Below are 14,920 nucleotides of genomic sequence, written 5' to 3' on the forward strand. Positions count from 1 at the left end.
GAATCGGCGGAATCGACGAAGGGCAGCGAATGCCCCCTGGGCCCAACGACTCCGCCGCCCATTCGTTTCCGTGCACACGTGTTCTGGAGGGGGCGCACCGAAATTCTCCTGCGCTGATGTCGGCCGATCGAGTGAACGCCGCTGCGGGAAAGAGCGCTTGGGCCGTTAGCATCCGGATTCATGACCACACCCAATGTCGTTACCCCGGCGCGCAGTGCCTCTCCGTTCGGAACGCTCACCGTCGTTCCGTGGACCACCGGGCCCACCGACGACGCTCCCGTCACCCCTTTCCTGATGGTGTATTCGCTCGGGGACGGCAGTGAGGGACCCGCGGCCGGCGAGGAGGCGCTGCGGGCGGCCCTGGAGGGCATGGGCCTGCCGCTCGGGGACCGGGTGGTCGACGCCTCGGAGGAGCGGGGGACCGGCGCGCACCTGCTCGTCGAGGCCCGGCGGGCCGTGCTCACGCTGCCCTTCATGAAGGCGCAGTGCCCCGTTCCGGCGGAGTGGGAGGCGGCCGCCCACGACCACGGGTACGTCTACCTGATCCTCCCCGTGCGCCCCTGGCCGGACGCGACGCCCGGCGAGCCCGTCTCGCCGGAGCGGCTGCGGGCCTTCGTCACGGACGACGCGGTCGTGGCCTCCGCGGCGCACATCCAGCTCCCGGTGCGACGACTGCAGGGCTGAGCGGACAGGGGGCGGCGTCATGGCGACGGCGAACGTACGGGAGACACCGCCCCGGCGGCGGGAACGGGCCCGGGAGGGCGACGGAGGCGTCGGCGCCGGCCGGGGCATGGCCTGGCTGCTGATGGTGACCGGCGCGGCGGGCGTGCTGGCCGGATGGGTCATCACGATCGACAAGTTCAAGCTGCTGGAGGACCCGAACTTCACGCCGGGCTGCAGCCTGAACCCGGTCGTCTCCTGCGGCAACATCATGAAGAGCGAGCAGGCGGCGGTGTTCGGCTTCCCGAACCCGATGCTCGGCCTCGTCACGTACGCGGTGGTCGTCGCCGTGGGCGCCGGGCTGCTGGCCGGCGCCCGCTACCGCGGCTGGTTCTGGCTGGGGCTGAACGCCGGGATGCTGTTCGGCGTCGGCTTCTGCACCTGGCTGATGTACCAGTCGCTGTACGAGATCAACTCACTGTGCCTGTGGTGCTGCCTGGCCTGGACCGCCACCCTCGTCATGTTCTGGTACGTGACCTCGCACAACGTCCGCTCGGGCGTGCTGCCCGCCCCGGTCGCGCTGAAGGGGTTCTTCGAGGACTTCACCTTCGCGCTGCCCGTCCTGCACGCCGGGATCATCGGGATGCTCATCCTGACCCGCTGGTGGGACTTCTGGACCAGCTGACGTGACCCCCTTCTGCCGGCCGCGGGCGGCACCGACCATGGTGCTGTTCGCGGTCGTTCTCGCTCTCGTGGCCGCGTTCCTGGTGCTGGTCCACGACAGGTGGGCCCCGGACGGCGCGTCGGACGGGCCCGTCGCGCGGGGGCCGGTGAACGTCCCGTCCGGCTTCTTCACCGGCTCCGACGAGGCCGGGATACGGCGCCTCGACGAGCTGCAGACCTGGCTCGGCGGCACGTCCCTGAGCGTGGGGCACACCTACCTGCCGGGCGACCGCTGGTCCAACATCGAAGGTCACCCCGCCCTGTTCGAGCCGTGGGCGCGCTGGAAGGAGGAGCGGCCGGGGCGGTTGTTCGTGCTGAACGTCCCGCTGCTCGACCGCAGCGAGGAGGGCCTGCCGGACGAGGAGGTGCGGGCGGGGCTGGGCCGCGGTGCGGCCGGGGAGTACGACGGGCACTTCCGCGCCCTGGGGGAGCGGCTCGTCGCCCACCGGCTGGGGGACGCGATCCTGGTCCTCGGCTGGGAGATGAACGGCACCACGTACAGCCACCGCTGCGGACCGGACCCGGAGACCTGGCGGACGTACTGGCGGCGGGTCGTGGACGTGCTGCGGGCCGTGCCGGGGCAGCGCTTCCGTTTCGACTTCACGGTGAGCCGCGGGCGGGACGCGGTCGACTGGACGCGGTGCTACCCCGGCGACTCCCACGTCGACATCATCGGGATGGACGCCTACGACCAGCCGGAGGGGCTGAGCTTCGAGGGGCAGGTGTCGGAGGACCTCGGGCTCGCGGACCACGTGCGGTTCGCGGCGGCCCACGGCAAGCCGCTGTCGTATCCGGAGTGGGGGCTCTTCCGCAACGGCGACAACCCGGCGTACGTCCGCGGCATGCTCGACTGGTTCGCCCGCCACCGGCCCGTCTACCAGACGTTCACGGACTACTGCCCGCACGGCGTGTGGGCCTGTCCGGACAATCCGGCGTCGGCCGAGGTGGTGCGGGCGGGTCTCTGAGGGTGCCGTTCCCAGCCGCGGGACGGCCTGTCCCCCCCGGGGCACCCTCGCCGGCAGCAGGGCGGCCCCGGAACGACCGGCTCCTGACACCGGTCCGGGGACGCCCGGCCCCGTGATGCCGTCACCGCAGGCTCCGTCCGCCGCCGCTCCCCGTCCTCTGTCCCGGCCGCCCGTTCCCCCGATCGGCCGGTCCGTGTTGCCGGCTGGCGGCGGGGCGGGTTGCGTGGTGCCGGCGAGCGCCGTGATGCCCCGGCCCCCGGTCCCGGTGCAGGAATCGAGGTCAGTGATGCCTGGTTACCCTCCGATCGCCGACCACGGACTGATCGGCGACCTTCAGACCGCCGCGTTGGTCTCGGGCGGGGGCTCCGTCGACTGGATGTGCGCACCCCGCTTCGACTCGCCGAGCATCTTCGCCGCCCTGCTCGACACGGAGCGTGGCGGCCACTTCACGATCGCCCCCGTCGACGAGGACACGACCGTGCGTCAGCTGTACCTCCCCGACACGGCCGTCCTGGTCACCCGCTTCCTGACTCCGCGGGGCGTGGGGGAGGTGGTGGACTTCATGCCGCTCGGCGATGAGCCGCAGGTGGCGGGCGACCGGCACCGCCTGATGCGGATCCTGCGCGTGGTCCGCGGCACCGTGACCTTCGCCCTGGAGTGCCGGCCGCGCTTCGACTACGGCCGGGCCCCGCATTCCCTCACCCTCGGCGGTCAGGGGGCCGTCTTCCACGGCCCCGAACTGGACGTGCACCTGCAGGGCAACATCCCGCTGGACGCGGACGGCCACGACGTCCGCGCCACCGTCACCCTGGAGCAGGGCCAGCGTGCCGGGATCCTCCTGGAGACCCGCGCCGCGGGATCCCCCGAACCGGAGCCCGTCACGGTCGAGGACTTCGCCGCGGAGTTCCAGGCGACGCTCGGTTTCTGGCACGCGTGGATCCGCCGCTGCAGCTACCGCGGCCGCTGGCAGCACATGGTCAACCGGTCGGCGATCACGCTGAAGCTCCTCATCTACGCGCCGACCGGCGCCCCGATCGCCGCGCCGACGATGGGCCTGCCCGAGCAGATCGGCGGCGAACGCAACTGGGACTACCGCTACACCTGGATCCGGGACGCGTCGCTGTCGGTCCGGGTCCTCATCGACCTCGGCTACGTCGACGAGGCCAACGCCTTCCGGGAGTGGCTCGGCCGCTGCCTGCGGGCGACCGGAGCGGCGGGCGGCGAGCCGCTGCAGATCATGTACCGGATCGACGGCGATCCGGGGCTCTCCGAGGAGATCCTGGAGCACCTGAGCGGCTATCGCGACTCGTATCCGGTCCGGTCCGGGAACGCGGCCGCGGACCAGCTGCAACTCGACATCTACGGCGAGTTCTCCTACGCCCTCACCCACTCCCCGGAGGTGGCCGAGCCGGCCGGATACGACGGCTGGCTGGGCTTCGCCGCACTCCTCGACTGGCTCGCCGACGCCTGGGACCGCCCCGACGAGGGCATCTGGGAGACCCGCGGCGGACGCCAGGACTTCACGTTCAGCCGGGTGATGTGCTGGGTCGCCTTCGACCGGGGCATCCGGCTGGCCACCCAGTACGCCCGCCCCGCCGATCTGACCCGCTGGACGGCGGAACGCGACGCGATCCTCACCCAGGTGATGCGACGCGGCTGGAACCCCGACCGCGGCGCCTTCGTCCAGCACTACGGCAGCGAGGTGCTGGACGCCTCGCTGCTGCTGATGCCCCTGCTCGGATTCCTCTCGCCGAAGTCCACGCAGTGGCTGTCCACCCTGGACGCCATCGACCGCGAGCTGGTCACGGACAGTCTCGTCTACCGCTACAACCCCGAGGCCTCGCCCGACGGCCTGCGGGGCGTCGAGGGCACCTTCTCGCTCTGCAGCTTCCTCTACGTCCACGCCATGGCCCGCGCGGGTCGCCTGGAACAGGCCCGCTACGCGATGGACAAGATGCTCACCTACGCCAACCACGTCGGCCTGTTCGCCGAGGAGATCGGTCCCACCGGCGAGCAACTCGGCAACTTCCCGCAGGCGTTCACCCACCTCGCGCTGATCACCGCGGCCATCGCACTGGACGAGGAACTCGACCGGGCCGTCCGCCGCCGCCCCGACCGCGCGTGACCCGGCCGGCCCGGCCTACCCGTACGGCACCACGACGATCTGGACGTCGTCCTCGTAGACGATCCTGCCGGGGTCGGCGCAGTGGCGCGTCCGGCAGTCGACGCCGTGCGCCCGGAGGATCTCCAGATAGCCGGTGACCCGCTCGATCAGATGCGTGGCCGAGGGCTTGAACCACGCGGCGGCGCCGGGATTCGTCGTTCGGTCGTACACGGTGGGGTCCACGGTCGACGGGTCCGGGTAGGCGGCGTCGTACCAGCTGTTGTGGACCCGTCGGAAGGCCTCCTCCTCCGTGGACAGCCGACCCTCCCGCGCCAGCGTGTTGACCAGTCCGAACACGCCCGTGAAGTGACCTCGGTCGTTCCGGTGCGGCGACTCGAACCGTATGTACTCCACCGTTCGCTCCCTCCTCGTCCGCGCCCGCCTCGTCTCTTCCATGAGGTGGATGCTCTCGCGGGGGCGCGGGATCGGCAAAGGATCACCTCGCGGAGGATCCGGTGCAGTCGGCCTGCAGGCGACTCCGGTCGCCGGCGCGCGGCGGGTTTCGGAGCCTGAGGGGCGGTTTTCGGCCGGACCAACCGCTTTCCTCCTCCCGTCCGGACGCCGGTCAGTAGCGTCTCGATCACAGACCGGCCGGGGGAGCACCACGGTCCGGAACATCGTGAGTTGAGGAAGCAGGCGCTGATGGTGAATGTGGAGACGTCTCTCAAGGAGGCGATGACCTCGATCGACGGGACCGTGGGCGTCGCACTGGTCGACTACACCAGCGGCATGGCACTCGGCACGCTCGGCGGCAGCAACGACCTCGATCTGACGGTCGCCGCGGCCGGCAACACCGACGTGATCCGTGCCAAGACCCGCACCCTGGAGATGCTCGGACTCCAGGAGGACATCGAGGACATGCTGATCACCCTCGGCAACCAGTACCACCTCATCCGGTTGCTCAAGGGGCGGGGCGGCAACGGTCTGTTCCTCTACATCGTCCTGGACAAGGGCAGATCCAACCTCGCGATGGCGCGGCACCAGCTGCGCCGTATCGAGAAGGATCTCGAGCTCTAGCCGCTCGCCGAGCGGCCGGATCTCGTATGCCCAAGAGTTGAAGAAATCTTCAACTCGACACATCCAAAAGAGGACAGCTGCAGGTGGGGGCGGGTCCGGACACGGCAGGATCGTGGCAACGGTCGTGGAGGACCGGCGGGCCGCCGGCTGCCGCCCCCGCCCAGCAGCCCAGACCCCGGCAGGAGCGTTGTTGCATGCAGGTACCGCTGTACCAGGCCAAAGCGGAGTTCTTTCGCATGCTCGGGCACCCGGTCCGTATCCGCGTCCTGGAGCTCCTCCAGGACGGCCCCGTACCGGTACGCGAACTGCTGAACGACATCGACATCGAACCCTCCAACCTGTCCCAGCAGTTGGCGGTCCTTCGCCGCTCCGGCATCGTGGTGTCGATCCGTGACGGATCCACCGTCAGCTACGCGCTCGCGGGCGGCGACGTCGCCGAACTCCTGCGTGCGGCACGGCGGATCCTCACGGAACTCCTCGCCGGCCAGAGCGAGCTGCTCGCCGAGCTGCGCCACGCGGACGCGTCGGGGTAGCGCGCCCGCGTCCCGTCACGCCGTCGGCCCGTCACGCCACCAGGGGTCGGCGGGCTTCCGCGTGTGCGCCCGGAGGTGCCGGCCTCCGGTCTGCGGCGAACCGCGAGCGACCGGGCACCAGAGGTGCCCGGTCGCGCGTGCGGATCGCGGAGGCGATCACCGGTGATGGCAGTCCCAGTGCCCCTTCACCCAGTAGTGGTCCCAGTGCGCGGGGACGTAGACCCACTTGTAGTGCCGGTCGTGGTCCCAGTGTCCCTTGTGGGAGTGGCCGTGCTTGCCGTCACCCTTGTGCCAGGTCTTGTGGTGGACCTGCTTCTTCTCCCAGTGGCCCGGGACCCAGCGCTTGTCCCAGTGGCCCTTCTTCCAGACGCACCGGTCGTGGTGACGGTGGTCGTTGTCATGGGTCACGGTGGAGGTGACGGAAGCCGGCGCGGGAGCCGCCGACGCGGTGCCCGACAGCCCGAGCGCGGCGCCACCGGCCAGCAGACCCGCCGAGGCGGCGCCGGCCACGAGCCGGCGGACCTTGATGGTGGGAGTCATCGAAACGCACATCCTTACGTAGCGAGACGTTGGTACCGGCGAGCTCACCGCTCTCGGGATGCGAGCGGGACCGGAGCTTCGCCGGATCGGCGTGACACTGGGGATTCGAAGCGACCGGCCTCCCGGATGACCGATCCGTAAGGAAAAGTCCGAAAGATTCCGTGACGAGTGGTCGCGCGGAGCCGTCCGCCGTGACGACATCCGGGGAGGGGGCCCGCTCCGAATCCCCTGCGTAGGACTCCGCCTTTCCGCACCACCGGTTCCGGGGAGTGGCCATGACCACGACCATCGCCACAGAGGCGCCGAGCGCGACACGCCACGTCGTCGCGCTGCCCTACGGCCTGCACGCGCCGGCCGTCGCCCGGCACGTCACCGCCCGCCGGCTCGCGCCCACGGACGCCGGCCCCGAGCGGGTGGCGGACGCGGTGCAGATCGTCTCGGAGCTGGTCACCAACGCCGTCCGGCACAGTCGTGGGCCCTGCGTGCTCACCCTCACCGTCAGCGGCGCCGCGCTCGACATCGCCGTGGCCGATCGCAGCGAGGAGCTGCCGCAGCTCCCGGGCGCAGCCGGCTCCGGGACCGGTGACGCGGGCGGGACCGGGCGCCGGACCGGCGGCTTCGGCATGGCGGTGATCGACGGACTGGGCGGCACGACGACCGTGGTGCCGGCCCTCGGGGGCAAGACCGTGCACGTACGGCTCGACCTCGGCCTCGGGCCGGCCGGGCTCGCCGGCGCGCCCGTCCTCGCTCACGTCGCCGGCCGGGACCTCGGCCGGCACCACGGCCTCCCGCCCGGCCCCACGCCCGCGCGCGAACCGGGTCGCGGACCCGGACCCGACGCCCGCACGTCGCCGCGCAGGGGCGTGCCATGAGGGCGTCGCACCCGTCCGTCCCCCGGCGGTTTCACCCGATCGGCACCGGCCCGCTGCGGACGGGTGGCGAGGCGGGCAGGATCGCCAGGAGGCGCAGGCCCGGCGGGACGACACGTGCCGTACTCCGGCACCCGGGAAGAGGAGCACCGCGTGGCGCACCGATCCGAGCCGGACCGGCGGCTGGGCGAGCTCCTGCACCGCGCTGCCGACGGTGACGAGGCGGCGTTCGCTGCGGTGTACGACGCGCTGGCCGACACGGTCATGGGCATGGCCTGCCGGATCCTGCGCGACGCGGCGCAGGCGGAGGAGGTGACCCAGGACGTCATGATCGAGGTATGGCGTACCGCCGAGCGCTACCGGCCGGACCGGGGCAGCGCGAAGACGTGGGTGCTCACGCTCGCCCATCGCCGCGCCGTGGACCGGGTCCGCGCGGTCCAGGCGAGCACGGAGCGCGAGACGCGCGCCTGGCGGCTCTCTCCCGACCGGGACCACGACGAGGTGGTCGACGCCGTGGAGGGGAACGACGAGCGTCGGCGGGTCTACCGCTGTCTCGCCTCGCTGACCCGCCTGCAGCGGGTACCGCTCGTGCTCGCCTACTACCAGGGCATGACCTACGTGGAGGTCGCCGACTCGCTCTCGACGCCGCGGGGCACGACGAAGTCACGGATGCGCGCGGGGCTCCGGCAGCTGCGCGCCTGCCTGGAGGAGGGCCGATGACGCCCGCCGAGGACGTGCACCTCGACGCGGGGGCCTACGCACTGCACGCGCTCCCGCCGGCGGAAGAGGCCGCCTTCGAGGCGCACCTCGCCACCTGCGAGGCGTGCCGGCGTGAGGTGCGGGAGCTCCAGGAGACGGCGGCCCGGCTCGGCGCCGCGGACCCGATGGCCCCGCCGCCGGACCTGCGGGCGCGCGTCCTGGACGAGATCACCCGCGTCCGCCGGCTGCGCGCCACCGATCCGGGGCCGGAGCCGTGGCGCGCGACCGGGCCGCACCCGGACCCGGATCCGGGGCGTGAGCCGGGTGCCCGCGCGTCGCGCGGCCGGCGCGTCCTCCGGTTCGTCCTGGCCGCCAGCGTCGCCGTGGCGGTGGCCCTCGGCGGCATCGCCGCCTGGCAGTACTCCCGGGCCGAGGACGCCGGGGACCAGGTGGTCCGGGCCCGGGCCCAGATCGAGGCCGCCCGGTCCGACGCGGCCGCCTTCAACACGGTGCTCACCGCGCCGGACGCACGCCTGCACACCGCGCAGCTGACCGGAGGCGCCACGGCCGCCGTCGTCGTCTCCCGCGCCGAGGGCCGGGCCGCGTTCACGGCGCAGGACCTGCCGGCCCTGACCGCGGGCCAGGTCTACGAACTCTGGTACGCCGCGCCCACCGGTGACCTGCGACCGGCCGGTCTGCTGCCCGGTACGGGCCGGCCGTCCGCCCGGGTGCTCACGGGTCCGCTCGCGAACGCCGTGGCCGTCGGCGTGACGGTGGAACCCTCCGGTGGCTCCGCGCAGCCCACCACCGAGCCCCTCGGGATCATCGACATCACCGTCTGAGCGGACCGTGCCCGCGGAACCGGTCGCCTCGCGTCCGGTCGGTCGGCGGCCGCGTCGCGAGCCATGTCCCCGCGTCGGGGCGGGAGTTATGCGGTACCGTATAAATCTGTTGTACGGCACCGTACAGATGAGGGGGCTCACCGTGCCGAGACTTCCCCAGGCGGCCCACACCGGCCTTCCGTGGCGCATCCACGCACTCACCGGCGACTTCGCGGTGGAGGACGTGTGGTCGTTCCGGACACCCGGAGCGGGCCCCGACGACTTTCCCGTGATGCTGGCCGCACTGCGCGCCGCCGCCGGCCCCGACCGGCTGTCGCCGCCGGTGAGGTTCCTGTTCGCCGTGCGGTGGAAGCTCGGCGCGCTCCTCGGCTGGGACGAGCGGGCGGCGGGCGTCGGTCGGCGCGTCGGCTCGCTCCGCGACCGGCTGCCCGACGACCTGCGCGCCGCACCCCGAGGGCCGGACAGCGACGGCATGCCCCTCGAACCGGTCTACGAACTCGACACCGAAGCCGCCCGAGAGCTGGCGAACAAGACCGTGCACGCGGTCATGCACCTGGGCTGGGTGCGGGGCGCGAGCGGCGCGTACGAACTGCGGATGGCCGTCCTCGTCAAGCCCAACGGCCGCTTCGGCCGGCTGTACATGGCCGCGATCGCGCCCTTCCGCCACCTGCTCGTCTATCCGGCCATGACACGGCAGTGGGAGCGGGCCTGGCGCGACCGCGACCGGCAGGACACCCCGTAGAGGGTGTCCTGCCGATCCTGCCGGGCTGATCCGCCGATTACGGGACAGCCCTCAGCGCCGCCCGGCGCTCCCCGCGTCGTCCCCCGCGCCCACCGACTCGCGGGTCGGGGGCGCGGCCGGGACGTCCGCGGCGGGCGGTGCGGCCTCCGGGCCGCCGCGGCGCCGGGTGACGTACGCGGCGATCGGCTCGGTGTAACGGGCCGTCAGCGGGCCGACGACGACCAGGATCAGGACGTACGCCGTGGCGAACGGGCCCAGCGCGGGCTGGATCCCGGCGCTCACCGCGAGGCCGGCGATGACGATGGAGAACTCGCCCCGTGCCACCAGGGTCCCGCCGGCCCGCCAGCGTCCCTTCGGGCCGACCCCGGCCCGCTTGGCGGCCCAGTGACCCGTGGCGATCTTGGTCAGCGCGGTGACGACCGCCAGCGCGAGGGCGGGCAGGAGCACCGGCGGGATGCTGGCCGGATCCGTGTGCAGCCCGAAGAAGACGAAGAAGACCGCCGCGAACAGATCCCGCAGCGGGCTGAGCAGGGAATGCGCGCCCTCGGCGACCTCTCCGGAGAGGGCGATGCCCACCAGGAACGCACCCACCGCCGCCGAGACCTGGAGCTGCTGGGCGATACCGGCGACGAGTAGCGTCAGGCCGAGGACGACGAGCAGCAGCTTCTCGGGATCCTCGCTGGAGACGAACCGCGAGATCAGCCGGCCGTAGCGGACGGCGACGAAGAGGACGGCGCCGGCCACGCCGAGGGCGATCGCCAGGGTGACGCTGCCCGCGGCCAGACTCACACCGGCCAGCAGGGCGGTGATGATCGGCAGGTACACGGCCATGGCCAGGTCCTCGAGGACCAGGATGCTCAGGATCACCGGAGTCTCGCGGTTGCCGACGCGGCCGAGGTCGCCGAGGACCTTCGCGATGACGCCCGACGACGAGATCCAGGTGACCCCGCCCAGGACCACGGCCGCGACCGGCCCCCAGCCCAGCAGCAGCGCCGCGGCCGCGCCGGGCACCGCGTTCAGGGCGAAGTCGACCAGACCGGCCGGATATTGGGACCGGAGGTTGGAGACGAGGTCGCTCGCCGTGTACTCCAGCCCCAGCATCAGCAGCAGCAGGATGACGCCGATCTCGGCGCCGATCGCCACGAACTCCTCACTGGCGCCCAGCGGTAGGAGACCGCCCTTGCCGAACGCCAGTCCCGCGAGGAGGTACAGCGGAATCGGCGAGAACCGGAACCGCCCCGCGAACCGCCCCAACAGGCCGAGGCCCAGGATGATCGCTCCGAACTCGATCAGGAAGACAGCGGAATGCACCCTCTCACTCCCGTCCGAGTATCGCGGCCGCCGCGTCGACGCCCTCGCGGGTACCGATGACGATCAGGGTGTCGCCGCCGGCGAGCCGGAAGTCGGGTGCGGGGGAGGGGATCGCCTCCGCCCGGCGCAGCACGGCCACGATGGACACACCGGTCTCCGTGCGCATCCGCGTGTCGCCCAGCAGCCGCCCGTTCCAGTGCGCCTGCGCCGACAGCTCGATCCGTTCGGCGACCAGCCCCAGATCGGTGGTGTGCAGCACGCTCGGACTGTGGTGCGTCGGACGCAGCGCGTCGATCAGCGAGGCCGTCTCCGGCTCCGTCAGGTGCAGCGACTGCGCGCAGGCGTCGGGGTCGTCGGACCGGTAGACGTTCACCGACCGGGTGCCGTCGCGGTGCGCGATCACCGACAGATGGCGGTGCTCACGCGTGGTGAGGTCGTACTGGACACCGATGCCGGGCAGGGGTGTCGTTCTCATCCGCGGAGCGGGCACGGCCCGTCCTCCTTCGCGTTCGCCGGGGCACGTGGACGGCCCCGGCCCGACGGACCGTCGAACCGGGGCGAAGCCGCCATCGTGCCATCCGCCGGGAGGCCGGGGACATGGGTGTCGGCACGGATGGACAACACCCTCCGGCACGGGTGAAGCTGAGCCGGGGACATGTGCCCCGCCGCAGGTCACAGGCCCGTGGGGACAGGTTCACGTCCCGGCCGGCGATAGGGTGGGGCACCTGATCCAGGAGGAGGGACCATGTCGTTGTACGGGCGGATCCTCCTGCTGAACGCCGCCGTGCTCGTGGTCGCCGTCCTGCTCCTGCTGGGGCCGGTCACCGTCTCCACACCGGTACTGCCCCGCGAGGCCATGGTGCTGGGCGCGGGTCTCGTCGCCATGCTCGTCGCCAACGCGGTCCTGCTGCGGATCGGCCTCGTTCCCCTGCGCCGGCTGGCCCGCGCCATGGGCACCGTCGACCTGCTGCGTCCCGGCGACCGGGCCGCGGTGAGCGGACCGGGGGAGATGGCCGAACTGACCCGCACGTTCAACCTCATGCTCGACCGCCTCGAAGCCGAACGCGCCACCAGCAGCGCGCGGGTGCTCTCCGCCCAGGAGGCCGAACGGCAGCGCATCGCCCGGGAACTCCACGACGAGGTCGGCCAGACCCTGACGGCGGTCCTGCTCCAGCTCAAACACGCGGCCGACCAGGCCCCCGCAGGCCTGCGCGAGGACCTGCGGCAGGCGCAGGAGACCACCCGGTCCGGCCTCGACGAGATCCGCCGCATCGCCCGCCGGCTGCGGCCCGGCGTCCTGGAGGAACTCGGCCTGCACAGCGCACTGCGCTCCCTGGCCACCGAGTTCACCACCCCGAGCCTGTCCGCGCGCACCCACATCGGGCCCGGACTCCCGTCCCAGAGCGACGAGACGGAGCTGGTCCTGTACCGGGTCGCCCAGGAAGGACTCACCAACATCGCCCGGCACGCCCGGGCACGCACCGCCGAGGTGCAGCTGACGTGCGGCGCGGACGGCGGTGTCGACCTGCTCATCCGCGACGACGGCCGGGGGACGGGCGACGCGAGCGAAGGCGCGGGCATCCGCGGCATGCGCGAGCGCGCGCTGCTGGTCGGCGCCGCCCTCTCGATCCGCCCGGGACCCTCGGGCGGCACCGACGTCCGCCTGGAGGTGCCGAAGGCGGAGAAGGCGGACCGATGACGGAGGAGGGCGACCGATGACGACACCCCGTTCCCCCGGGGCACCGGACCGGCGGACCCGCATCCTGCTCGCGGACGACCACGCGCTCGTCCGCCGCGGCGTCCGGCTCATCCTCGACAGCGAGCCGGACCTCACCGTCGTCGCCGAGGCGGCCGACGGCGCGGAGGCCGTGGCACGGGCACGCGCGGGCGACGTCGACCTGGCGATCCTCGACATCGCCATGCCCCGCCTCACCGGCCTCCAGGCCGCCCGCGAGCTGTCCCGCCTCCAGCCGGACCTGCGGATCCTCATGCTCACGATGTACGACAACGAGCAGTACTTCTTCGAGGCGCTCAAGGCGGGGGCCGGCGGCTACGTCCTGAAGTCCGTCGCCGACCGCGACCTGGTCGAGGCCTGCCGTGCCGCGGTGCGCGACGAGCCCTTCATCTACCCGGGGGCCGAGACGGCGCTCATCCGCAAGTACCTCGACCTCGCCGGGCAGGGCCGTGCCGTCCCCGACCGGGCCATCACCGAGCGCGAGGAGGAGATCCTCAAGCTCGTCGCCGAGGGCCACACCTCCAAGGAGATCGGCGACCTCCTGTTCATCAGCGCCAAGACCGTCGAACGCCACCGCGCGAACCTGCTCCGGAAGCTCGGCATGCGCGACCGGCTCGACCTCACCCGGTACGCGATCCGGGTGGGCCTGATCGAGCCGTAGCTGCTCATCGGCATACCGGGCTCTGGTGCGCCGCGTGAGGCGCTACACCTCCAGACCCGGCAGTCCGTCCGGCGCGGGGCAGATCCGGTGGCCCGCGTGGTCGAACACGTACAGCTGTGCCAGGTCCACCAGCAGCGGGATCTGCGCGCCCGTGCGCACCCGCAGGTGCGGGCCCGTACGGACGACGAGGTCGCTGCGCACGGTCGCCGCGTGGTCGCGGGCGAGGTCCGGGCTCCCCTGGCCGTCCCCGAGGCCGCCGCCCCGCGGCGGGGCGAGGGTGGCGACCGCGCCGGACAGCCGGCCCGCCGCCTGTCTGCGCAGTTTGCGCAGACCGCTCTGGTGCGGCCGACGGCGCCGCTGCCCGGGTCCGGCGGCCGGACGTGCCGACTCCAGCTCCGGGACGACCGCGGGCTCCGAGCCGGTGTTCACGTGCACCAGCGCCTCGTGGCCCTGGTACTCCACGTGCTCGACGATCCCGGTGAGCGGCACCTCGCCCGGTCGTGCCTGGCTCGGCGGCGCGATCCGCACGGCCTCCGACCGCAGTCCGACGATGATCGGCCGCCCCTGCTGGATGCGGAGCAACTGGTGGTCGGAACTGAGGGGTTGGGGCAGCACGAGGCGTTGCCGGCCGAGCACGATGGACATCCGCGCGTCCAGCGGAGCGTGCACGACGGCCTGGAGCAGGCTGATCCGGGGCGTGCCGATGAACGCCGCCACGAAGACGTTCGCCGGCCGGGCGTAGGTGTCCCGCGGGGCGCTGACCTGCTGGAGCACGCCGCCGCGCATGACGGCGATCCGGTCGCCGAGGGACATGGCCTCGGACTGGTCGTGCGTCACGTAGACGGTGGTGACCCCGAGCTGCGCGGTGAGCCGCGCGATCTCGGCCCGCAGGTGGCTGCGCAGCTTCGCGTCGAGGCTGGACAGCGGCTCGTCCATCAGGAAGACGGACGGCTGGCGGGAGATCGCCCGGCCCATCGCCACACGCTGCCGCTCACCGCCGGAGAGCTGGCCGGGGTAGCGGTCGAGCAGGTCCTCCACGGCGAGCATCCGCGCGGTCCTCTCCACGCGCGGGTCGTGGTCGGTGCCGGGATCGCGCAACTTCAACGGGAAGCCGATGTTCTCGCGGCTCGTCATGTTCGGGTAGAGCGCGAAGCTCTGGAACACCATCGCGATGTCCCGTTCGCGGGGCGGCAGGTCGTTGGCGTGGACGTCGTCCAGGTACAACTCGCCTTCGGTGATGTCCTCCAGGCCCGCGATCATCCGCAGGACCGTGGACTTGCCGCAGCCCGAGGGGCCCAGCAGGACCAGGAACTCACCTGGCTCGACGGTCAGGGAGACGCGTTCGACGGCGTAGCCGTCCCGCCCGTATCTCTTGCTGACGTTGCGCAACGCGATGGTACGGCTCATGGCGATCCACCCGGACTGGGGTAGGGGAGGTCAGGGGAGGTGTGGGGGGAGG

17 protein-coding genes are annotated in these 14,920 nt (G+C 72.4%); 12 read left to right on the forward strand and 5 right to left on the reverse strand.

Annotation, left to right across the window (positions count from 1 at the left end):
- The first annotated feature begins 180 nt into the window (after positions 1-180).
- From EAO71_RS21745 to EAO71_RS21760, 4 genes are all read left to right on the forward strand, one after another.
- On the forward strand, positions 181-684 hold the full coding sequence (locus EAO71_RS21745) for a DUF5949 family protein (protein ID WP_147979497.1): 504 nt from the start codon (positions 181-183) through the stop codon (positions 682-684).
- Between the two features lie 106 nt (positions 685-790).
- A complete protein-coding gene (locus EAO71_RS21750; protein ID WP_261992275.1) occupies positions 791-1,345 on the forward strand; it encodes a vitamin K epoxide reductase family protein in 555 nt (184 codons plus the stop codon).
- 1 nt (position 1,346) lies between these two features.
- Positions 1,347-2,348, forward strand: a complete 1,002-nt coding sequence (locus EAO71_RS21755; RefSeq protein WP_315986606.1) for a glycoside hydrolase family 26 protein — start codon at positions 1,347-1,349, stop codon at positions 2,346-2,348.
- Between the two features lie 286 nt (positions 2,349-2,634).
- A complete protein-coding gene (locus EAO71_RS21760) occupies positions 2,635-4,473 on the forward strand; it encodes a glycoside hydrolase family 15 protein (protein WP_147979499.1) in 1,839 nt (612 codons plus the stop codon).
- Positions 4,474-4,488: 15 nt separating this feature from the next.
- Here the strand turns inward: EAO71_RS21760 and EAO71_RS21765 are convergent, their stop codons facing one another.
- On the reverse strand, positions 4,489-4,908 hold the full coding sequence (locus tag EAO71_RS21765) for a hypothetical protein (protein ID WP_147979500.1): 420 nt from the start codon (positions 4,906-4,908) through the stop codon (positions 4,489-4,491).
- A 246-nt stretch (positions 4,909-5,154) separates the two neighbouring features.
- Between EAO71_RS21765 and EAO71_RS21770 the strand changes: the two genes are divergently transcribed.
- Positions 5,155-5,529, forward strand: coding sequence for a hypothetical protein (locus EAO71_RS21770; RefSeq protein ID WP_147979501.1), 375 nt, complete (start codon positions 5,155-5,157; stop codon positions 5,527-5,529).
- 194 nt (positions 5,530-5,723) lie between these two features.
- Positions 5,724-6,062 carry an ArsR/SmtB family transcription factor gene (locus tag EAO71_RS21775; RefSeq protein WP_147979502.1) on the forward strand — a complete coding sequence of 113 codons (339 nt, stop codon included), beginning with the start codon at positions 5,724-5,726 and terminating at the stop codon, positions 6,060-6,062.
- Positions 6,063-6,218: 156 nt separating this feature from the next.
- On the opposite strand, the gene EAO71_RS21780 is transcribed toward EAO71_RS21775, so the two are convergent.
- A complete protein-coding gene (locus EAO71_RS21780; RefSeq protein WP_147979503.1) occupies positions 6,219-6,602 on the reverse strand; it encodes a hypothetical protein in 384 nt (127 codons plus the stop codon).
- Positions 6,603-6,877: 275 nt separating this feature from the next.
- Between EAO71_RS21780 and EAO71_RS21785 the strand changes: the two genes are divergently transcribed.
- The 4 genes from EAO71_RS21785 to EAO71_RS21800 all read left to right on the forward strand — a co-directional run bounded on the left by EAO71_RS21785 (position 6,878) and on the right by EAO71_RS21800 (position 9,754).
- Positions 6,878-7,474 carry an ATP-binding protein gene (locus tag EAO71_RS21785; RefSeq protein ID WP_147979504.1) on the forward strand — a complete coding sequence of 199 codons (597 nt, stop codon included), beginning with the start codon at positions 6,878-6,880 and terminating at the stop codon, positions 7,472-7,474.
- Between the two features lie 150 nt (positions 7,475-7,624).
- A complete protein-coding gene (gene sigK / locus EAO71_RS21790; RefSeq protein ID WP_147979505.1) occupies positions 7,625-8,191 on the forward strand; it encodes an ECF RNA polymerase sigma factor SigK in 567 nt (188 codons plus the stop codon).
- A complete protein-coding gene (locus EAO71_RS21795; protein ID WP_147979506.1) occupies positions 8,188-9,012 on the forward strand; it encodes an anti-sigma factor in 825 nt (274 codons plus the stop codon). Before sigK ends, EAO71_RS21795 begins: the two co-directional genes overlap by 4 nt.
- A gap of 127 nt (positions 9,013-9,139) precedes the next feature.
- Entirely contained in the window at positions 9,140-9,754 is a 615-nt protein-coding gene (locus tag EAO71_RS21800; protein ID WP_222723573.1) for a DUF2867 domain-containing protein, read from the forward strand.
- Between the two features lie 51 nt (positions 9,755-9,805).
- Here EAO71_RS21800 and EAO71_RS21805 read toward each other — a convergent pair whose 3' ends face one another.
- Positions 9,806-11,065, reverse strand: coding sequence for a cation:proton antiporter (locus tag EAO71_RS21805; protein WP_147979508.1), 1,260 nt, complete (start codon positions 11,063-11,065; stop codon positions 9,806-9,808).
- A 4-nt stretch (positions 11,066-11,069) separates the two neighbouring features.
- Positions 11,070-11,540 (reverse strand): cation:proton antiporter regulatory subunit, encoded by a 471-nt coding sequence (locus EAO71_RS21810; RefSeq protein WP_187282780.1) that lies wholly within the window; start codon positions 11,538-11,540, stop codon positions 11,070-11,072.
- A gap of 270 nt (positions 11,541-11,810) precedes the next feature.
- Between EAO71_RS21810 and EAO71_RS21815 the strand changes: the two genes are divergently transcribed.
- On the forward strand, positions 11,811-12,764 hold the full coding sequence (locus EAO71_RS21815; RefSeq protein WP_147979510.1) for a HAMP domain-containing sensor histidine kinase: 954 nt from the start codon (positions 11,811-11,813) through the stop codon (positions 12,762-12,764).
- 16 nt (positions 12,765-12,780) lie between these two features.
- A complete protein-coding gene (locus EAO71_RS21820; RefSeq protein WP_147979511.1) occupies positions 12,781-13,461 on the forward strand; it encodes a response regulator in 681 nt (226 codons plus the stop codon).
- Positions 13,462-13,503: 42 nt separating this feature from the next.
- Here the strand turns inward: EAO71_RS21820 and EAO71_RS21825 are convergent, their stop codons facing one another.
- Positions 13,504-14,868 (reverse strand): ABC transporter ATP-binding protein, encoded by a 1,365-nt coding sequence (locus EAO71_RS21825; RefSeq protein ID WP_147979512.1) that lies wholly within the window; start codon positions 14,866-14,868, stop codon positions 13,504-13,506.
- Between the last annotated feature and the right edge of the window lie 52 nt (positions 14,869-14,920).

Source organism: Streptomyces sp. MS191 (assembly GCF_008042125.1).
GTDB lineage: Bacteria > Actinomycetota > Actinomycetes > Streptomycetales > Streptomycetaceae > Streptomyces.